The organism is Bdellovibrio sp. HCB337 (genome assembly GCF_047302465.1).
Classification (GTDB): domain Bacteria; phylum Bdellovibrionota; class Bdellovibrionia; order Bdellovibrionales; family Bdellovibrionaceae; genus JACMRP01.
Genome location: NZ_CP178621.1, coordinates 2,296,913 through 2,316,525, shown reverse-complemented (window position 1 = coordinate 2,316,525; position 19,613 = coordinate 2,296,913). Strand labels below are relative to the sequence as shown.

Genomic DNA, 19,613 nt, shown 5'->3' with positions numbered 1-19,613 from the left:
AAACAATAGATTGTTTCAGGGGGGGAGATGAAGAGTCTTCCCCCTGTTTTTTTTCTAATCCAATTTTCCCAAAGTATTTTGAAAATCTTTTGGCGGTTCGCTCGTGACCGTAATGGACTCGTGCGTGCGTGGGTGGGGGAAGACCAGTCGGTATGCATGAAGCATCATTCTAGGGGCCTTTGCGGCGCCCTGAGGCGTGTTGTACAGATCGTCCCCTAAGATCGGAAGTCCGGCTTCGGCCAAGTGCACCCGGATTTGGTGCATTCGTCCTGTGCGTGGTCGGGCCTCAATCAAAAACCCTTTTTTATGAGTTTCCAATAATTGAAAATCCGTGATGGCCAGGTTTCCGCCGGACCTCACGCTGTGTAAACTCATGCGGCGACTGCGGGGCGCTGGTTTTTCCGTTAAGTAATTTTTAACCTGCCAAGATTTCTTAGCCTTTCCAGGTTCGGTCAGCGCTAAATAGATTTTTTCAAACTGATGTTGCTTGAACATGTCGCTGATTTTCTGGTTGTAGCTTTTGTCTTTGCAGAAAAGCAGCACGCCCGAAGTATCTTTGTCCAAGCGGTGGTGAAGCGCCAAATAAGAGCCCGGGTGTTCTGCCTGCAGCTGAGTCTGCAAAATTCCATAGACATGTGGACGGGTTTTATCAAGCGTCGCCTGCGTCGGCAGGCCTGCCGGCTTATCGATGACGATCAGAATGTCGTCTTCGAATAAGATTTTGATTTTAGCGGATAGGGCAGACGTCGTTGTTGGCATGGATGAGCTTGCGTTGGCGCTTAAGCTCGCGCTGAGACAACGAGAAGTCTTTGAGCTGACAGTCGTTCTCTTCAAAAGTACGACGAATGGCGCTGATTTCGGTCGGAGTCATCTTGAGCTGCCAGATAAGTTTAATCTTCAGCCAGTTCTTCAAGTATTCGCAGCGATAGGCTTGGTTTGGTGGCAAGTATTGATCTGGGCCTCTGTCGCCCTTACGCATATTTTCACGACCGTTGGCAGTGATCAGGTGGAAATTGTTTCCCATGAAGTTTGCGTAGGTGCAGCGAGTTTGATAGTCCCACTCCCATGCTCCAGTAATATAGGCATGTTTTAATGGAACCATGTGGTCGATCTGAATGTTTTTTGATTCAGTAATCATGTCGCCAGCGTAAGGATCCGCCCAGTCGCCTTTTTCAACAAGGCAGTGGTTTTTTTCTTTGAAAGAAACAGGTCCTTCAGAATCGCGGATCAACACTTTTGCGCGAGTGTTGTAGCAAGTTTCATCTGTTGGATCGTTGATCCAGCGGCCGAAGTGATGCTGGCGTTGGTATTTCTCGTCAGGCATCTCAGGAGCTTCCGGATGCAGGGTCCAACTTAATAGATTCACGGCAAGGCTTCTTGCCATCTGCGTGAGCTCGTCAATGCGAGCCATGCTTAACGGCGACATGTCCGTGCTTTGCGGTGCTGCCGTGAAAGTCGCTTGGGCTTCGTTGACGGTGTAATATTCTTGAATAGGTAACTGGGTAGGCGCGTAAGAATCAAGGTTTGGCTCGGTAGCTTGAGCCTGTCCTACAGATCCTGTGAAAATGACAACCCAAAGGGCCGTCAAAGCCATCAAGATGGATGCGGTACCAGATAATGAACTTTGCATCGGGCTTTTTACAAAGCGTGGCTTAGAACAGATGTGCATTGTGAACTCGTCCCCTCTTAATAGAGCTCAAAAAACCGTTGTCTGTGGAACCCATTAACTCCAGTTCGATAGAGAGTTTCAAGCAAAAACGTCCATGGTGCGTGTTAGTAATTTGTCAGGAAGAGCGAATGCTTAATGGCTCGGCATCCTATATTTATTTTTGAGCATATTTGCTTGATTCATGTGCAGATTTAAAGTCTTGAGTCCGTGTTGAGGCCAGATTTTTGAATAGACCTCAAACGCTCGTTTAATTGGTTTGTGTTAAACGAACGTTTGAACTACCATTTTTGACATGAGTTCGAAAGAGGTTGGTCACAGAACATCGTCTGCAAAATCCTCCGAAGATCTCGGTGCAAAGGCGCGCATTCTTGAAGTCGCGGCCAAGCTTTTTGCCGAGAAGGGTTTAGAGGGAACCAGCGTTCGGGATATCTCGAAGGCAGCGGGCCTCAATTTGAGTTTAATCAGCTATTATTTCGGCGGCAAAGAGGGGCTCTATACAGAACTCATTCATAACTTTGCCCAAACAATCCGAAGTGAAATCGAAAAAGTCATCAAGACTTCTGAATCCAAAGAGTCCTCGAAAGAAAACCTCGAGAGAGTCTTCATGATGATGGTTTCGAGTTTTTCGGACATTCGTGAACGTTATCCATATATGAGCGTGATCATGCAGCGCGAACGCCTTGCAGCCTTGCCTTTTGCTCGCGAAATCTATGAAGAGACTTTTACTCCGATCGGAGAAAGTTTAATTCAGGTGATGGTGAAGGCTCAGAAAAAAGGGTTTGTGCGCAAAGATTTAAACCCGCTTCTGGTGTTTTTGTTTTTGCAAGAGGCCATCATTGGCTTTCACAATATCATGGCCTGCCAGCTTCAACTGACTCAGTCGCCAATGGTGCATACGCAAAATTTTAAAGAATTTGAAAAGCAACTCGTTACTATTTTTGTACAAGGGATCTTCACATGAAAAATCTAAAATACTCCCTTTTGATGGGTTTGATTTTCACTCACTTCTCAGTATCGGCGATGTCGCTGGATGAGTTTTTGGTGGAAGTTAAGAAAAGAAATAAAGAGTTTCAATCTTTGGATGTCTCGACAGAGGCTGCTGAGGATCGTCGCGAAGCAGGGGACATTGGCTTGTCTCCGGTCCTGACGATGTCTGGGGGCTACCTCAGCGACGAGGCTCAGCCGCAAACGTTGGGAACGAAGCTTAAGTCTGAACAATACAGTGTTGGTGTAGCCAAAGAATTCTCGACGGGGACTTTGGCATCGATCAGTGCCAACGTTCAGCACAATGAGATCGACAATGTGCCTGCAGGATATCCAGCCTATCTTTCGGATTATCATGCCGGAAGTTTGGGAATTTCTTTGCGCCAGTCTTTGTGGAAAAACGCATTTGGTAGCGGCACTCGTCTTCGTCAACAGCGCGAAGCGACTGCGGCGACGTTGGAAAAACAAAGTTACAATCTTCAACAACGTCAGATCTTGTTTGAGGCTGAAAGTGCTTACTGGGCTTATCTCCTTCAGCTGGATGAGTCTAAGGCGCGTGAAGAGTCTCTTGAAAGATCAAAACGTATTGAAACATGGTTGAAACGTCGTTACTCAGATGGAATCGCGGATAAAGCGGATTACCTAAATGCTCAGGCATTGACAGCCTCTCGAGATTTATTGCTAGCTTCGACGCGAGATCAGTTGGTAGCGGCTGAAAAGAACATCCGTCTGTTTTTAGAAATGGATGACAAAGAAAAACTTCCTGCTTTAACTTCAGACGTTAAAAAGGCACGTGATATTCGTGGTCTTGTCGGTGCTACCAATGGAAAAGTCGTGCGCCTGGATGCATACTTAGCGGCGCTTGAGGCGAAGACTCGCAATCTTGGGGCCCAAGAGGTGCGTGACGCTTTGAAACCGGATTTGGTTTTAGAAGGTGCTTATAACACGAACTCGAATATTCAGGATTCCTCGACCGAAGCGCTGAATAAGATTAACAACCTTGATATTCCGACCGCGAAATTGGGACTTAAGTTTGTCTATATGTTTGATACAGACGCAAAAGTTTCCCAAGAGTCTTTAGCGCGCAAAGAGGCGTTGTCAGCGCAACTTAAGAGCGAAAGAAAAATGCTAGAGAGTGAATACTCTTGGGGTGAATTGCAACGTCGCTACGATGAAATGCTTAAGCAAATCACGACTGCGGAGCGTATCACTCAATTAAATATTTCGCGCGCTAAAGAACAGTCTTTGAAGCTTAGTCGCGGTCGTGCGATCACCTCAGACGTTATTACGGCCGAGGAAGATGCATCGACGTCCATTCTAACTCTGAATCGTCTGCGTGCAGAAGCTCGTAAGATGGAAGCTCAGAGTCGCCTTTTTGTCCCTTTGAACGAGTAATTGGTATTTTGCTAAACGGAGCACTTTATGAATTTATCAGCATTGTCCATTAAAAGACCGATTTTCATTACCTGCGTTGTTGCGCTGATGTTGATCCTGGGCGTGATTTCCCTTTTCAAAATGCCTGTGGATCTTTTCCCGGATGTGACCTTTCCGATCGTAGGGATTCAGGTCACTTACCCTGGAGCTTCACCGATTGATTTGGAAAAACAAGTTTCAAAACTGATAGAGGACGAGCTTGGAAGTTTGTCGGGGCTTAAAACCATGACTTCTAATAACTTGGACTCTGTTGCCATGATCATCTTGGAGTTCCGCTTAGGGACCGATGTGAAAGAGGCCGAGCAGCAGGTTCGAAATCGTTTGGGTAATATCCGCAGGAATTTACCGAATGATATTTATGAGCCCGTAATCTTCCGTTTTGACCCTGCCGATCAGCCGGTGATCACTTTGGCGATTACTTCCAAGTTAGAGCCGGGTGAAGCCTTCGACGTTGCCAATGAGATGATTAAACCTCAGTTTGAGCGTTTAAATGATATCGGTAAGGTTGAGGTGATCGGGGGACGTAAAACCGAAATCCAAGTTCAGATCGATAAAAAGAAAGTCCAAGATCGTCAGATCTCGATGCTGCAAATTTCTAAGCGCATTGAAGAGACCTCAAAGGATATCCCAATTGGTAAAGTGGAAAATCCCTTGAAAGAGCTTTTGATGAGAACCAGTGGTGAGTTTTCGTCTTTGGATGAAATCAAGAACGTGAATGTGAATTTCATCGGTTCAGACCGCGCCGTCTTGCTAAGCGATGTCGGTCGCGTCGTGAAGGGTCTTGAAGATCAAAAAACCATGGCGCGTATCAAGGGTGATCCTGCACTTCTTCTGCAAGTGTATAAGCAGTCGGGTTCCAACACGGTGGCCGTGACAGATGCCGTGAAGAAGAGTCTTGAAAAAGTAAATACGTTCCTCAAAGAAAAAAAGATAGATGCGAATGTTCAAGTCGTGCGCGATATGTCGCGACCGATTCGTTTGAATGTCGCTGACGTTAAAGAGTCTATCCTGATCGGTATCGCACTTTGTGTGATTGTGGTGTTCTTCTTCTTAGGTTCTGGTCGCTCGACTTTCATTACGGGCATGGCGCTTCCGAATTCGCTTTTGGGTGGATTCATTGTGATGTACGCAATGGGTTTCTCTATTAATATGATGACACTCCTTGCGCTATCATTGGCGGTGGGGTTGTTGATCGATGATGCGATCGTGGTGCGGGAAAATATTTTCCGTCATATGGAACTTGGGAAAGATCCAAAAACAGCCGCGTTAGAAGGGACGACTGAAGTTTCCTTGGCGGTAATTGCGACCACGATGGTGGTTATTGCGGTGTTTGGTCCGATCTCTTTCTTGCAAGGAATTATTGGACAGTTCTTCAAACAGTTTGGTCTGACCATCGTCTTTACGATGTTGATCTCGCTCTTTGACGCCTTTACCGTGGCGCCGATGTTGTCAGCTTATATGGCATCACCGACAGAGCATGGTAAACGTAAAGGTTTTATCGGCGGGATTCTAACCTCGTTTGATAATTTCCAAACCAAACTTGAAAACCTGTACGCGGGTTTACTTAAAAAGACTTTGAATTATCCAAAAACTGTTTTGGCTTTGGGTGTTTTGATTTTCGTTTTGAGTATGATGACAGTTCCATTTATCCCGAAAACTTTCTTGCCAGCAGCAGATAACGGAGAGTTCGGTATTACGATTGAAATGCCAGTGGGAACTTCATTGCAGGGAACTGCTGATTTTACCAAAGATCTTGAAGATATTTTGAATAAAGATCCAGCTATTGATATGGTTTTAACGACAGTGGGCTCGACAACAGGTGAAGCAAACAAAGCCAATATCTTTGTGCGGTTGGTAGAGCGCAAAAAAAGAACTTTGAATACGACCGAGCTTAAAACCAAAGTTCGTGAAGTGCTAAAGCCGTTCAAAGAAAAAGCCATTGTTGAAGTCGGTGATATCGATGCCGTGAATAGTGGTCAAAAACCCTTTAACTTGAATGTGACGGGTGATGATCTGGACGCTCTTAGTAAGTATGCCGAGAGCTTAAAAGCGCGCATGATCAAGATTCCTGGTTTGATTGATGTGGATACGGATTTCCGTTCTGGAAAACCTGAGTTCCATGTGGTGTTTGACCGTAAGAAGTCGGAGCACTTGGGGGTATCTACTGTAATGGCAGGGGCCGAGCTTCGTGCACGTACTGAAGGAACTGAAGCTGCTGTCTTCCGTGATAAAGGGATCGAATACAAAGTGCGTGTACGCTTTGAAGAAAAATCTCGTGATCTTCGTGAGCAGTTTGATACGACCTTTGTTCCGAACTCAAATAACAATATGATTCCTTTGAATCGTATCGCGAAAGCGGAAAGTGCTTTGGGTTATTCACAGATCAATCGTCAGAATAAAAGCCGCTTTATCAACATTGGTGCGAACTTGGGGCCGAATGGTTCATTAGGTGAAGTATCTGAAGCGGTTCAAAAGATTGTGAAAGAAGAACTACCGCCACCTCCGGGAGTAGATTATCGCTTCCAAGGTCAGGCCGAGGACTTCCAGGATTTGATTTCGAGCATGTTGCTAGCGATCTTCTTGGGCGTTTTGTTCATCTATCTGGTGTTGGCATCATTGTACGAAAGCTTTATCACTCCATTTACGATCTTGCTCGCCTTGCCACTGGCGATGTGCGGAGCGATGGTGGGTCTTTTGACCTTCGGTAAGAGCATCGATATCTTCTCGTTGATCGGTATTGTACTCCTCTTAGGGGTTGTGGCGAAGAACTCGATCCTGCTCGTGGATTACACGAAGCACTTGGAAGATCGTGGTGTGAACCGTAATGAGGCCTTGTTAACAGCATGTCGCACGCGTCTTCGTCCGATCTTGATGACATCACTTGCATTGATTGCGGGGATGGTGCCGATTGCGATTGGTTTGAATGAAGCCAGTGCGATGAGAACTTCGATGGGTATCGCGATCATCGGCGGTTTGATCAGCTCGACAGTGCTGACACTTTTGATCGTCCCAGCAGCCTACGGCTTCATCGATGACTTCAGACTGGCAAGCCGCAGATTCTTCAGAAGATTCGGCGGTCACTCGAAAGAGGAATTTGAAAAGCACTAAACTAGATTTCTTAAAAACTAAAAGGCCGTAGTTAAAAGCTACGGCCTTTTTTATTTCAAAAGACAACAGCTTTGCAAATTCATCACTAACTGTGCAGTAGCATTAAAAGTTATTTTCAGTGACAGAGCTTTTTAAAGATTTTTAAATAAAAAGATAATGATAAATAGGGTTTCGATTATTATCTTAGCACTTCTAATTGGTGTTCCCGTCGGTAGTTCGGTGGCGACCTTTTTTTATGCCGATGGGTTTTCTTATCTTTCTGCAAATCCTAAAGCTTGTATGAATTGCCATGTTATGGAATCTCATTTCAGAGCTTGGGAGAGTTCCCCGCACAAATCAGTTGCGACCTGTAATACTTGTCACACGCATGGAAATATTTTTTCTAAATACTCGCAAAAAGCAATTAATGGTTTTTTCCATTCCTGGGCATTTACGACAGGTCATTATCACGATCCTATTCAAATCAAAGATTTTAATCGCAAGATCGCCATGAAAAATTGCTTAAGCTGTCACTCGCAAATGATCGAGACCAGTCGTTTTCATGGCACGGGCTTTGGCGACAAAAACTGTCTTAGTTGTCATAATGGCGTAGGACATAAAAGGTGGTAAGTATGAAAGAGAATATCTTAAAAAGTAAAACTTTCTGGCTGATGGTTCTTATTTCTAGCGCTGTGACTGCATTTGCTGTTTTTATGATTATGGATATTTCCGAAAAGAAACTTCAAGCTCATTCACCATTTCAGCTCCGTGTTCCTATTACTGATGACGTTGATGATCCTGCTATTTGGGGACAGAACTTTCCGGATCACTATCAAATGTATCTTCAAACTGTGGACCAAACACGAACTAAGTACGGAGGTAGTGAAGCGCTTCCGCATATTCCAACGGATAAAGATCCGCGCGGTCAGGTTTCTCAGTCTCGTTTGGATGAAGATCCACGACTTAAAGTCATGTGGGCTGGTTATGCATTTTCTGTCGATTTTCGCGAAGAGCGAGGCCACGCGTACATGTTAACAGACCAGTTCTATACAGAACGTCAACATGTGACCAAGCAACCAGGCACTTGCTTGAACTGCCATGCTTCCACCTATGTCTATATGAAAAAACTTGGAAATGGCAATATCATGGATGGCTTTGAAAAGATGAACCAGCTGCCTTATTTTGAAGCTGCAAAACATGTAAAACATCCTGTTTCGTGTATTGACTGCCACGAGCCCCAGACCATGAAACTTCGAGTTACAAAACCTGCGTTTATAGAGGGAATTAAGCTAGTAAAAAAGAATGCAGGTATTTCTGAGTACGATGTTAACCATCAGGCAAGTCCTCAACAGATGCGTGTCTTTGTATGTGCTCAATGCCACGTCGAATATTATTTCAAAGGGCCAGAAAAACGGCTTACTTTTCCATGGGCCAAGGGGTTAAGAGCTGACAACATCTTAGCCTTGTACGAAGAAAACGGTCATAAAGATTGGGAACATAAAATCACGGGCGCTCCCGCTCTAAAAGCGCAACACCCTGAATTTGAGATGTACAGCCAAGGTATTCATGCACGTAGTGGCGTTTCTTGTGTTGACTGTCATATGCCTTACAAGCGTGTGGGAGCTATGAAATTAACTGATCATCACGTAAGAAGTCCGGTGTTAAATCTGAGTCACTCTTGTCAAACTTGCCATCAATGGCCCGAAGCAGAGTTAAAGGCTCGAGTTGAGTCCATTCAAGATCGCACATTTGAAGTTCGCGGAATTGCCCTGAATGCCCTCAATGAATATATCCAGCAGCTAGGCGAGTCCAAAGACAAAATAAAATCCAAAAAAGATTTGGAAAAGGCGCAAAATTATCAAAGAAAAGCCCAATTCTTAGTGGACTTTGTAGAAGCTGAAAACTCCATGGGTTTCCATGCCCCAGGGGAAGCTTTGCGAATTTTAAGCTTATCTTTAGATTACTCACGACAAGGACAAAACTTCTTAAATCGCGTATCAACCGAGCCGAGTGCAAAAAAGCCAGAGTCGGTGATGAAGACTTCCCAATAAAAAGCTTTTAGGGGGCTTTATAGAAACCCACAGACCTGACGAAGGTCTTAAGTGTGGTGCCTGACTAGATCAGTTTCTTTCAAGTATTCAAAATGAGCGGCCGATCAGTAACTATGTACTTAATATTACTGGCTTCTGTCTTCATTTTAGGTCCTTTGGGTGTGCTTGCAGCACCGGACTTATGCAAAACGCCAGAAAAAGATCCCTATCTTTGTAAACCACTGACTCCCCAACAAGAATTCGCGAAGCAACAATGTGAACTAGAGCTCAAGACCGCAAACTGTGACTTATGGTATGAAAAGAATCCGACAGCAGCGGTGAACGGCCGAAGTTGTACGACGTTGGCGGTGTGCCCCACACCCACAAGTTTGAGCGATTTCACGACTACTTGTTCAGCAGAAGTATGGCAAGCCAATGTAGATTTCGCTGCTGCCATTATTGAGTTTGTAGCAACGGACATTAAGAAAACGCCCGAGATGAAAGCTCGTGAAGAGTATTTCAATAAATGCAAAACGGCTGAGTGCAAAAAAGAAATGCTGGGCCCCTATGTGGGGCTTTTCACGAAAGAAGAAATTGAAGGCCATCCTTTTGACAGAAATGTGCGAGATCCCAATGATCCTGCCAATGCGAATTATCTAAATGGTCTCAGTGCCGAAACTCTCTATCGAAAGCTTCTTGTAAAATTAAAAAAACAGGCAGCAGATAAAACTCTCGATGCTCCTTTTGTTGAGCCTTGGTCCGAGAATGAGGCTGTGAGTTTAAAACCGCATTCCGTGAATGAGATGATTGATGGCGTTTTAGCTGACATGGGGATTGCAAACTCAGTTTGTTATGACCCTGTCGTGGTTGCGAAAATGCGTTGTTATGCGCTGGCTATCGTCTTGGATCCTTTTGTTGCGACAAAAGGGATCACTGCGATTTCTAAATTGGCGGGGCTGACTGAGAAAGCTGTTAACGGAGTCAAAGCTGGTCGAAGCATCGTACAGGCAAAAACTGCGAGAGCTCCGATGAAGCCTGAGGTTATTACAATTGATGACATCGGTAAGATTCAAAAAAAAGATCCTGAAAGTCTAGAAGCTGCGTTGGACCTCAAAGAGATCCGAGCTCAAAGTGGCAGGATGGGACAGAAACATGTGGGGACGTTGCCGGAACTCAAAGGCAGCTTGAAAGAAGCTTTTGATGGCCCGATTGAGCAACAGAAGTTTAAACCAGGGCAAGTCTTGTGGCAGGTTCAAAGAAGCAAACAAGCGAATGGTGGTCGTTGGTTCTCGACCGATGTTGCTAAAAATCGGGACGAGGCCGAGGACCTTTTTAACGTGGCAACCTGGGGAAATGATCGCGGTCAAATGCGTATGTATGTGGTGAAAGAAGAATTCACGGGTTATGTCGGTAAAGTTGCCGGCGGGAAAGGAAATCAACTCTTTATCCCTGATAAGATCCCGATCGAAGAAGTTGCCGCGCCTTTTTCATATAGAACGGTCGCTGGCGGCGGCGAGATCAAAGATCTGACCACAATAAAAAAAGGGACTCCTATCGAAATAACTTTTCCAGCAGATGGGAATTCAAGATTCCACATTGAAAGAGTTGAGTTTATCGGTCTAAGGCGCGCAGGGAAGTATACTGTTATCACGTATGGAACGCGGTCTGGGGGAATTACAAGTCTTCCCCTTGAACTTGAAGACCTCAGTAAAATTACGGTGCGAGAGATTTCAGAAAAACACCTTGAAACCCTGTCCCAAGTATATGCCCCCGGAGACCATTCGCCTAATATAATGCGTAATTATATGGATGTTGTTAAAAAATCTCCGGATAAAAATAATAACCTCCAAGCTGAGCGCCTGCGTGGACAATGGGTTTCTGGAAGAGGGAGGGGCGACGATCCCTATGTATTTAAAACTTCGGAGGGAAAAACCGTCACCGTCAAGGCAGGTGAGGTTGATTGGGGCCATACCTATGAAATTGATAAGGATCAGTATTTGACTTCACCTGCCCAATTAAAGCACAACGAAAAACTGGTCTCTCATCTTTATCCTGGAGAGCGTATTCAGCTCACTTCTTTAGAGAAAGATGCCCAAGGCCAATTAAAGTCTCACGAGTTCACTGGGGAATTTAAAGGGATGGATAAGAACTACCTTATCTTGCAACGTCCAGGGGACCTTGCTCCTATTTATGTTCGCAAACATGAAGTCGTAAATCAGAAAGTAAAAGTACTAAAAAAAGCGCCTTCGAATTTCGTTCCTGTAAATCCAAAGCAAAGAAAATTCTTTAGAGACTCGATTGATGTGGAAGTCACTTACATAGATAAACAGGGGAAAATTCAAAAGCTGAATGGGCAACTCTCAAATTACGATACTTATGAAGTGGAGAGACTAGTCCCGGATGAACTTCAAATTTATACTTACGATTCAAATACGATCCGCATACCTTATGATGCCGTTCTGCCCGACGGGATTAGGCTAAGAAAAGTGAATGTTGTAAATCCTTAGGTCAATAGATCCCGCGGAACGAGCGAATCTCTTCCAGCTTCTTATAGAAAAAGCCCCAATCGTTTTCTTCAGCGATGGGTTTCCAGATGGATTCAATTTCTTCAATGAGGAGCGTGCAGGGTTTTGAGTTTTGGAAATAGGAGTGAGCCATCTTGGTCACATCATCAACTTCAAAGTCTTGTAGCTGATTCATGAGGTTTGCGAACTCTTCACCCTGATAGAAGTCCTTTTGCGGGGAAGATGCAATCCTTGGTGAGGCTTTGCCACCAAAGAAATCAAAGAAAGCTTGCTCGTAAAGCGCAGGGCTTGATTCCATAAAGTTAAAGTAAGCTGTTAACAGGCTGCCATCGGCTTCAGTACCACGGGATTTTAGATTTAGTCTCTGCAGGAAGAGGCGTTTCACATGAGCATTGAACTCATCGCTGAACTCTTCGATGATTTCTTCGACCGGCAACGTGTTGAATTGTAACTTCAGAGTTTCACCCAAACGCTGCAAATTCCACAGCATCGTGACCGGTTGACGACCGAAAGAATACAAGCCTTGGCGATCAAAATAAGCTGCTGTGAAACGCACATCATAACTAGGTAGGAATCTATAAGGGCCGTAATCGAAACTCTCGCCCGTGATGTTGATGTTATCCGTATTCAATACGCCGTGAACAAAGCCCGCGATCATCCACTGTGCTGTTAAGAGTGCGCACTTACGAACCACGGCTTGGAAAAATAAAAAAGCTCTCTCATCCGCATCGTCAGAATGAATCTCTGGATAGTATGCCTTCAAACAGACATCGACGAGTTTTTGGATATTTTCTTTTTGTTCAAAGTGGGCCAGGCGCTGGAAAGTGCCAATGCGAATGTGTCCATGACTAAAACGCACTAAAACTGCGGCGCGAGTCGGTGAGGGCTCATCATAGCGAACCAGGTTTTCGCCGGTCTCAAAAAAACTAAACGTCTTGCTGGTATTCACGCCTAATGATTGCAGAAGCTCTGTTGCTAGAGCCTCGCGATAAGCACCCTTCAAAGTCAAACGACCATCGCCATCACGCGAGTAGGGCGTCTGTCCGCTGCCTTTGGTGCCGAGATCATACCACGTTCCAGCAACTGGAAATTGAGCAAACAAAAAACCGCGACCATCGCCGAGCTCGTGATTGTAATGCATGAACTGATGCCCATGATAACGAAGAGCTAATGGTTCCGACAGATTGCCTGGCAGTGGTTTAAACGCCCAGAAATGGTCCTTCCAGGCGCTGTCAGACAGAGAGTCTAATCCAATGAAGCGGGCAGCTTCTTGATTGCGATAACGCAAGTGGGCCTCGGGGAAAACCGCGGGTTTGACCGGATCGTAAAAGTCAGGTCCCAGCTCTAGGATTGGAGGGTTATGAATATTTTCTCTGCTCACAGGGTTTTTATCTGTGAGGAGGGCCTAAAAGACAAGGTCTAATGGGACTTTATTGACAATTATTTGCATTTAGATGCATATAGGTTCTATGTCCATGTCGCCAATCAATCTCAATGAAGAACAAAAGAAGTGGGACCGTACGGGGATCCTTTTATCCTCGCTCTGCGCTCTTCATTGTTTAGTGACACCCTTTATTTCTTTGAGCCTGCCTTTGTGGGTGTATTCGATTCATTATTCTCCGGTGCATTTGGCGATCGCGCTTTTTATTTTCCCTGTAGCTGTTTACTCGTTTTGGGCGGGCTTTAAAAAACACGAAAGCAAAACAATCCTGCTTTTAGGCGGACTTGGTTTGTTTTTATTGTGTATCGCTTTAATCGGTCCGAGTTCTCGCAATCAACTTCGCTGGAATGACATCATGACTTTGATGGGAAGTTTCCTTCTCGTTGCGGCTCATGCTTTAAATTTCCGCAGCCTTCGTAAAATTTCCGCTAAAAATTAAGCAATTCCATTTGCTGCCTCTAGGAGTGGCGTGTGGTCAAAAAAAATCCTGCTTTTTTGCGCCAAGTCTACTTGCAAACCAATTGAAAAAGGCGCAGCCTTGAAAAAAGTAAAGCTCTACGACAAGCAGGAGGTTTTTAAATGCAACACAATACTAGTCGTCGTCGTTTTTTCAAGCAAGCGGGTCAAATGCTCGGTCTTGCGCTCGTGGCACCAGCTCTTTTTGGTTCTAAAGCTTTGGCTGAGGAAAGAAGAAGACGTTCAGCAGAAGGCGCAGCTCCAGCAGCAGGTGGCGGCGATTTGCCAATGGTTGAACCAGGCAAAGGAACAGCAGCTCCAGTGAACTACGTTCACAAACACAGCGATGTGAAGGATGCCGCATTGAAAGTCGACAGAGGTGGAGTGTCTTTTGATAAGCAGTTCTGCAATAACTGCAGCTTCTATACAAAGCACGGCACTAAAAATGGTGAAGAAACTGGTAAATGCCAAATCTTCCCGAACCAGTTGGTAAAAGGCACTGCTTGGTGCTCAACTTGGACTAAAAAGGCTTAATCTTATTGAGCCCGAAAAAGAAAGGGAGCTTTTCAGCTCCCTTTTTTATTTCTATTTACTAGCGCTTGGTGGTTGATCTCTGAGAGCACGTCTTAAGATCTTACCCACATTGGTTTTCGGAAGTTCTGTTTTGAATTCCACTTCCTTAGGGACTTTGTAGTTCGTAAGACTTTTCTTGGCGTGAGCAATCACTTGCTCGGCCGTCAAGCTTGGATCTTTCTTAACAACGAAAGCTTTTACAACTTCGCCAGAGTGCTCATTTGGTACACCAATCGCAGCAACTTCAAGGACGCCAGGGTGGGAAGCAATCGCTTCTTCCACTTCATTAGGATAAACGTTGAAGCCCGATACCAAGATCATATCTTTTTTACGATCTACGATTTTGAAGTAACCATTTTCGTCGACGACGGCAACGTCACCAGTATGCAACCAGCCGTTTTTCAAAACCTTTGCAGTTTCATCGGGACGATTTAAATATCCCTGCATGACTTGTGGGCCCTTCACGCAAAGTTCGCCTGGTTGTCCCATTGGAACTTCATTTTCGTCGTCATCCACAAGTTTGATGTCGGTGCTTGGTAGAGGCAAACCAATCGTGCCGACGATGTCATGGCCATCGATAGGGTTGCAGCAAGCAACTGGTGAAGTCTCGGTCAAGCCATAGCCTTCGACCAAAACACTTTTCGTGATCGCTTTCCAGCGTTGAGTTACGGAAGTTTGCAGAGCCATCGCTCCACCGACACTCATTTTCACACGAGAGAAATCCATTTTCGTGAACTCTTCGTTGTTCAAAAGAGCATTGAAGAGAGTGTTCACGCCAGTCATGATCGTGAAGTGATGCTTCTTCATATCTTTCACCAACGCAGGAATGTCGCGTGGGTTGGTGATGAGGATATTGTGAGTTCCATACTTCATGAATGCCAAGCAATTCACAGTCAAAGAGAAGATATGATACATCGGAAGTGGAGTGATGCAGACCTCTTGGCCTTCTTTAAGAAGTGGCGTCATCCACACACAGATTTGCTGCATATTTGCGATGATATTACTGTGGGTAAGAACAGCCCCTTTAGAAATGCCGGTCGTTCCGCCCGTATATTGCAAGAACGCGACGTCAGAAAGAGTGCACTCAACAGATTTTGGAGTTTTTCCCTGACCGAGTTCTAGCGCTTGTTTGAAAGTATATGCCTGAGGCAGATTGAAGGCCGGAACCATTTTCTTCACGTACTTGATGACCGAGTTTACGATGAGGCTTTTAGGGAACGGGAATAGGTCCCCAAGCTCGGTCACGACGACGGATTCAATCTTCGTTTCTTTAAGGATTTGCTCTAAGAGATGGCCGTAATTAGCCATAATCACGATGGCTTTTGCCTCTGAGTCTTTAAACTGATGAAGCATTTCTTTAGCTGTGTAAAGCGGATTGGTGTTAACAACCGTCAATCCAGAGCGAAGTGCGCCAAACAAGGCGATAGGGAATTGCAGCATATTCGGCATTTGCAGAGCAATTCGGTCGCCTTTTTTTAGTTTCAACTCAAATTGCAAGAAGGCTGCGAAGTCCTGAACCTTCTGATTCAGTTCTGAGTATGTGATTCCCACACCCATATTCGTGAAGGCCATGCCCTGAGGATATTTCTGGCAAGCTTCATCGAAAACTTGCATGATGGAGGAGTACTCCTGCATATTTATTTCTGTAGGGATACCTTTAGGATAATGTTTTAGCCAAAGTTTCTCCAAGAAGTGCCTCCGGTGTTTTAAATAAACTTAAAAGGGTGCATTCAAATTTTAGAGAGGTACGGCTAAGGAAGTCAATGAGATGAAATACGCTTTGGTTATGCTTATTTTGTGTGCAAGCTGTACTTTCCGCAAGGAAGCCGCCAAAGTGGAAGCGGAGAAACCGCTTCAGACACCTGTTCCAAAAATAATTTCGACCCCAGACCCGGTCAAAAACCAGGAACGCGAGATGCAAAAGATCTTGCACTGGTTCGAACAGATGGATGCCATTTTGCGAGAATCGCTGTGGGTGATCCGTCAGGAAAGAGCTCCGCAGGGGAAATCCATCTTTGGAAAAATGCAGCGCGCTTTATTGATTGAAATGAAACAAAAGCTCTCGAATAAGTCTTTGTTCAAGTGCGATGTGTACTCGATGACTCGTAACGTGAAAGGACTTGGCGGAGTGCCGCAGTCCGCAGAGGTTTTTCACCAATGCAACCGCAAAGAGAGCTTTGTCAAAATCGGGGATTGGGATCATCCAACGGCAAATGAACTTACGATGAATTTCCGTGGTGGTAATCTTTCAGAGGTTTTAGGTTTTACGACAGGGATTTTAAGTCCAAAAATCGATTGCAAATTGAAATCCACTGAAAACGGCATCATTGAGAAATTCAGCTGTGAAAATTTGATGTTTGACTACAATGCTGCAAAAAATCAGGTATTGCGTTTTAGTCGGTTTGAATTCGAGAAAAATGCCAAAAGCATATTGCACATCAAGGCTGAAGTTCTTGAAAGTTTAGAGCCCGTTCGCAAAATTGAGGTCGATGTTCCAATGGATGGGGCGATCTCTGTTACGGAGACTGTCATACAGCCTCCAGAATTCTTAGCAAAGCAAGTTCCAGCAGCGACTCCACCGCCGATTGTAAAACCGCAAGTAACACCTGGAGCCCAACAACAGGAGAATCCCGATGGCCAAAACCAAAGTCAAAACCAAGAGCAAAACCAAAACCCGCAAGGCCGGGGCGGCCGCACGTCCGGGCCGGTCCAGCAGCAGCCAACGCCGCATCCTGAAGAAGGCTCGCAAGAATTCAGCGAAGGCGTCCTCCCGCAAGACCAAATCCAACAACAACAGCAGCAGCAAGAAGGTGGCGGGTACCCGCCAGGCGTCCAGCCGCCGCAGCAGCAGTACTACTACCCGGACCAGCAGCAACAACAGCAACAGCCGCAGCAACCTCAGCAGCCGCAAGACCAAGCCACTCCCGTCCCAGACATCCCACGCGAGCAAAACACCAGGTAGTGCCATGAATTTAAATTCTCAAGTACCGGATTTTTCAATTCCATCAACCTATAAAGGGGACATCTCTTTAAGCTCTTTACGTGGCAAAAAGGTGGTTTTGTATTTCTATCCGAAAGACAATACTCCGGGCTGCACGGTCGAAGGACAAGAGTTCAACGAGCTCTATCCACAGTTTCAGGCGGCGAATGCCGAAGTCTTTGGTGTTTCTCGTGATAGCGTGAAGTCCCACGATAAGTTTATCTGTAAGTTCAATTTCAAGTTTGAACTTCTGTCAGATGCAGATGAAAAACTTTGCAAAATTTTTGATGTGATCAAAGAAAAGAACATGTACGGCAAGATGGTTCTTGGTATTGAACGCAGCACTTTTGTCATTGATGAAAACGGCAAATTGGTCGGTGAATTCCGCAAAATAAAAGCGCAAGGGCACGCAAAACAGATGCTCGATTTTGTAAAAGGCCTGTAGAGCTTTTATACTCTTGGCTGTTCGAAATCATTTTGCGACCGTGGTCATTAAAATGCACGCACCGTCACGCCTCAAACGCTAAGTCCTCTCAAAAAGGTCTGGGTTAAAATGGGAAAAAAATCTGTTTTGATTTATTTCTCATTTTAGCATTGTTACCCTTAATACAGACTCTAACGTAGGGGAAGAACGTATGAAGCTACATCGTATGCATTTTACGATGCTTTTGTTAGGTATGGGCCTTGTGTCCACATTGCTCTTTCAAAACTGCGCTCCCGTGCAGTTTCAACCCGCAGAAAAAGTAAGTGAAGCAAGTACCTCTGGTGCAGAGGAGCCTCTACTTTGTTCGGATGGTTCAGTCAGTGGCGCTGTGAAGTGGGAAGTGCTTGCTCACGATCATTTTGAAGAACCCGGCCAATGCCCTTATGGTGGCAATCTCACCCTGATCTATGAAAAGATGCAAAAAGTCCTATGCGATGGCGGACAGCTTGTCGGGCAGGATGAATACAAAAAAGGGGCTTTGATCACCCAGCGTGGTGGTTGTGATTGCGCGGATGGCGTAAGTAACGGATCCAGCATCTGGAAAAACGTCCTTGGCGAAGTTATCAGTGAAAACCAAGCGTGCCCAGTGAACGGCACTCTGGTTTTGAACTATGAAAAACATCAGAAATATACTTGTGAGAACGGCAGCCTTGTCTCAAAACAAGACTTCCAAAAAGGTCCGTTCATCAATCAAACGGGCGCTTGTAATTGTGCGGATGGTGCTCCAGAAGGCAGCAGCAGCACTCGCCTTGTTCCAAATGCGACTATTTCTGAGCCTGGATTCTGTCAATACGGCGGGAACCTGACTCATATTTATGAAAAGAATCAGAAGTTCATCTGCCAATCCTCTCAGTATGTGGGGCAGAACGAGTACACAAAAGGCAAATTGATCGAGACTACCGGCGCATGTAATTGTGAAGGTGGCGCGGCCGATGGAAGCATTAAGTACTCAAGCTTAGCTGGACAAACCATCAGCGAACCTGCTGTTTGTAAGTACGGCGGGACTTTAGTGAATATCTATGAAAAACTCGAAAAGAAAGTCTGTACGAAAGCAGCCTTTATTTCTACGGGTGAATTCTCTAAAGGTATTTTCTTAAGACAAGAGGGTAGCTGCAATCCACCGCCTGTGATGACGGAAAGTTTCACGGTCAATTCAACGAAGATGGTGAGACCTCTGGACATGGTATGGGTTGTAGATAATTCGGGCTCTATGAAAGAAGAAGCAGCCCATGTTCGTAATAACCTTACGACCTTTATCAACTCTTTGGATAAAGCATCTGATATGAAGTTCTTGCTTTATAGTCAAAAGGGCACGACTGGCACGTTGGTAAGTCTGCCGTCTGGACTGGATGCTGCGCGCTTCACGCAGGTGAATAAGGTTGTAGGTTCAACGGATGGTACTAAACTTGTTGGCGATCATTTGGTATTGGCTCTTAAAAATGGAGTTCCATTCTTCAGAACTGATTCGAAAAAGATCGTCGTTTTCGTAACAGACGACAACTCGGCGATTAGTGCCGCAACCTTTATGGGACTCTTAGATCAGGCGGGAGCACGCAGTGCTGATGTCGCGGTCTTTAGCTTTATCGGTCAGGGCAGTGCAAGCCCTTGTCAAGCGGCTACAGGAGCGGTCTATCAAACATTGGCAGATCAAACGAAAGCGAAGACATACAACATTTGTAACTTGGATTGGGCGCAATACTTCACCGATCTAAAAACAGATGTTTTGACGAAGCTTGGAAGAAGTTTCAAACTGCAGGACACTTTAGCGATGAAGATCGTGAAAGTCGAAGTCGACGGCAAGGTATTGCTTGCAAGTGATTATAGTTTTGCAGCAGGAGTGCTCACTCTGAACGACAGCGTGGTGTTAACAGAGACTAGCAGCGTGAAAGTTTCTTATACTCAAGAGTAAAATAAACTTTCGTAAGAAAAGAAAAAGCCCGCTTTTTACAG

15 protein-coding genes are annotated in these 19,613 nt (G+C 45.2%); 11 read left to right on the top strand and 4 right to left on the bottom strand.

What is annotated here, in order from left to right:
- Positions 1 to 54 precede the first annotated feature (54 nt).
- On the bottom strand, positions 55 to 759 hold the full coding sequence (locus ACLWBB_RS11215) for an RluA family pseudouridine synthase (RefSeq protein WP_413287601.1): 705 nt from the start codon (positions 757 to 759) through the stop codon (positions 55 to 57).
- Complete coding sequence (locus ACLWBB_RS11210) at positions 728 to 1,630, bottom strand: DUF1524 domain-containing protein (protein WP_413287600.1); 903 nt, start codon at positions 1,628 to 1,630, stop codon at positions 728 to 730. Before ACLWBB_RS11210 ends, ACLWBB_RS11215 begins: the two co-directional genes overlap by 32 nt.
- A gap of 331 nt (positions 1,631 to 1,961) precedes the next feature.
- On the opposite strand from ACLWBB_RS11210, the gene ACLWBB_RS11205 reads away from it, so the two are divergent.
- The 6 genes from ACLWBB_RS11205 (at position 1,962) to ACLWBB_RS11180 (ending at position 11,711) form a co-directional block, all read left to right on the top strand.
- Positions 1,962 to 2,630 (top strand): TetR/AcrR family transcriptional regulator, encoded by a 669-nt coding sequence (locus ACLWBB_RS11205; protein WP_413287599.1) that lies wholly within the window; start codon positions 1,962 to 1,964, stop codon positions 2,628 to 2,630.
- The gene (locus tag ACLWBB_RS11200) at positions 2,627 to 4,048 is read left to right on the top strand and encodes a TolC family protein (RefSeq protein ID WP_413287598.1); all 1,422 of its coding nucleotides are present in this window, start codon (positions 2,627 to 2,629) and stop codon (positions 4,046 to 4,048) included. The genes ACLWBB_RS11205 and ACLWBB_RS11200 overlap by 4 nt, the downstream gene beginning before the upstream one ends.
- Before the next feature lie 27 nt (positions 4,049 to 4,075).
- Positions 4,076 to 7,195 carry an efflux RND transporter permease subunit gene (locus ACLWBB_RS11195; protein ID WP_413287597.1) on the top strand — a complete coding sequence of 1,040 codons (3,120 nt, stop codon included), beginning with the start codon at positions 4,076 to 4,078 and terminating at the stop codon, positions 7,193 to 7,195.
- A gap of 156 nt (positions 7,196 to 7,351) precedes the next feature.
- Positions 7,352 to 7,804 (top strand): cytochrome c nitrite reductase small subunit, encoded by a 453-nt coding sequence (nrfH, locus tag ACLWBB_RS11190; RefSeq protein ID WP_413287596.1) that lies wholly within the window; start codon positions 7,352 to 7,354, stop codon positions 7,802 to 7,804.
- 2 nt (positions 7,805 to 7,806) lie between these two features.
- Positions 7,807 to 9,225: an ammonia-forming cytochrome c nitrite reductase subunit c552 gene (locus ACLWBB_RS11185; RefSeq protein ID WP_413287595.1), complete on the top strand. Its 1,419-nt coding sequence runs from the start codon at positions 7,807 to 7,809 to the stop codon at positions 9,223 to 9,225.
- A gap of 113 nt (positions 9,226 to 9,338) precedes the next feature.
- Entirely contained in the window at positions 9,339 to 11,711 is a 2,373-nt protein-coding gene (locus tag ACLWBB_RS11180; RefSeq protein WP_413287594.1) for a hypothetical protein, read from the top strand.
- A gap of 1 nt (position 11,712) precedes the next feature.
- On the opposite strand, the gene ACLWBB_RS11175 is transcribed toward ACLWBB_RS11180, so the two are convergent.
- Positions 11,713 to 13,110 carry a protein adenylyltransferase SelO family protein gene (locus ACLWBB_RS11175; protein ID WP_413287593.1) on the bottom strand — a complete coding sequence of 466 codons (1,398 nt, stop codon included), beginning with the start codon at positions 13,108 to 13,110 and terminating at the stop codon, positions 11,713 to 11,715.
- 88 nt (positions 13,111 to 13,198) lie between these two features.
- On the opposite strand from ACLWBB_RS11175, the gene ACLWBB_RS11170 reads away from it, so the two are divergent.
- Together ACLWBB_RS11170 and ACLWBB_RS11165 are read left to right on the top strand one after the other, a co-directional pair.
- Positions 13,199 to 13,609, top strand: coding sequence for a MerC domain-containing protein (locus ACLWBB_RS11170; RefSeq protein WP_413287592.1), 411 nt, complete (start codon positions 13,199 to 13,201; stop codon positions 13,607 to 13,609).
- 140 nt (positions 13,610 to 13,749) lie between these two features.
- On the top strand, positions 13,750 to 14,160 hold the full coding sequence (locus ACLWBB_RS11165; protein WP_413287591.1) for a high-potential iron-sulfur protein: 411 nt from the start codon (positions 13,750 to 13,752) through the stop codon (positions 14,158 to 14,160).
- A gap of 51 nt (positions 14,161 to 14,211) precedes the next feature.
- On the opposite strand, the gene ACLWBB_RS11160 is transcribed toward ACLWBB_RS11165, so the two are convergent.
- Complete coding sequence (locus ACLWBB_RS11160) at positions 14,212 to 15,813, bottom strand: AMP-binding protein (RefSeq protein WP_413287590.1); 1,602 nt, start codon at positions 15,811 to 15,813, stop codon at positions 14,212 to 14,214.
- A gap of 154 nt (positions 15,814 to 15,967) precedes the next feature.
- On the opposite strand from ACLWBB_RS11160, the gene ACLWBB_RS11155 reads away from it, so the two are divergent.
- The 3 genes from ACLWBB_RS11155 to ACLWBB_RS11145 all read left to right on the top strand — a co-directional run bounded on the left by ACLWBB_RS11155 (position 15,968) and on the right by ACLWBB_RS11145 (position 19,572).
- Positions 15,968 to 17,161 (top strand): hypothetical protein, encoded by a 1,194-nt coding sequence (locus tag ACLWBB_RS11155; RefSeq protein ID WP_413287589.1) that lies wholly within the window; start codon positions 15,968 to 15,970, stop codon positions 17,159 to 17,161.
- Positions 17,162 to 17,165: 4 nt separating this feature from the next.
- Positions 17,166 to 17,624 (top strand): peroxiredoxin, encoded by a 459-nt coding sequence (locus ACLWBB_RS11150; RefSeq protein WP_413287588.1) that lies wholly within the window; start codon positions 17,166 to 17,168, stop codon positions 17,622 to 17,624.
- Positions 17,625 to 17,814: 190 nt separating this feature from the next.
- Positions 17,815 to 19,572 carry a VWA domain-containing protein gene (locus ACLWBB_RS11145; protein ID WP_413287587.1) on the top strand — a complete coding sequence of 586 codons (1,758 nt, stop codon included), beginning with the start codon at positions 17,815 to 17,817 and terminating at the stop codon, positions 19,570 to 19,572.
- The last annotated feature ends 41 nt before the right edge of the window (positions 19,573 to 19,613 follow it).

Bases quoted from the DNA above. Each gene is read 5' to 3' on its own strand.
- ACLWBB_RS11215 (WP_413287601.1), bottom strand. From the start codon at position 759: ATGCCAACAACGACGTCTGCCCTATCCGCTAAAATCAAAATCTTATTC.
- ACLWBB_RS11210 (WP_413287600.1), bottom strand. From the start codon at position 1,630: ATGCAAAGTTCATTATCTGGTACCGCATCCATCTTGATGGCTTTGACG.
- ACLWBB_RS11205 (WP_413287599.1), top strand. From the start codon at position 1,962: ATGAGTTCGAAAGAGGTTGGTCACAGAACATCGTCTGCAAAATCCTCC.
- ACLWBB_RS11200 (WP_413287598.1), top strand. From the start codon at position 2,627: ATGAAAAATCTAAAATACTCCCTTTTGATGGGTTTGATTTTCACTCAC.
- ACLWBB_RS11195 (WP_413287597.1), top strand. From the start codon at position 4,076: ATGAATTTATCAGCATTGTCCATTAAAAGACCGATTTTCATTACCTGC.
- nrfH (WP_413287596.1), top strand. From the start codon at position 7,352: ATGATAAATAGGGTTTCGATTATTATCTTAGCACTTCTAATTGGTGTT.
- ACLWBB_RS11185 (WP_413287595.1), top strand. From the start codon at position 7,807: ATGAAAGAGAATATCTTAAAAAGTAAAACTTTCTGGCTGATGGTTCTT.
- ACLWBB_RS11180 (WP_413287594.1), top strand. From the start codon at position 9,339: ATGTACTTAATATTACTGGCTTCTGTCTTCATTTTAGGTCCTTTGGGT.
- ACLWBB_RS11170 (WP_413287592.1), top strand. From the start codon at position 13,199: ATGTCCATGTCGCCAATCAATCTCAATGAAGAACAAAAGAAGTGGGAC.
- ACLWBB_RS11165 (WP_413287591.1), top strand. From the start codon at position 13,750: ATGCAACACAATACTAGTCGTCGTCGTTTTTTCAAGCAAGCGGGTCAA.
- ACLWBB_RS11160 (WP_413287590.1), bottom strand. From the start codon at position 15,813: ATGCAAGTTTTCGATGAAGCTTGCCAGAAATATCCTCAGGGCATGGCC.
- ACLWBB_RS11155 (WP_413287589.1), top strand. From the start codon at position 15,968: ATGAAATACGCTTTGGTTATGCTTATTTTGTGTGCAAGCTGTACTTTC.
- ACLWBB_RS11150 (WP_413287588.1), top strand. From the start codon at position 17,166: ATGAATTTAAATTCTCAAGTACCGGATTTTTCAATTCCATCAACCTAT.
- ACLWBB_RS11145 (WP_413287587.1), top strand. From the start codon at position 17,815: ATGAAGCTACATCGTATGCATTTTACGATGCTTTTGTTAGGTATGGGC.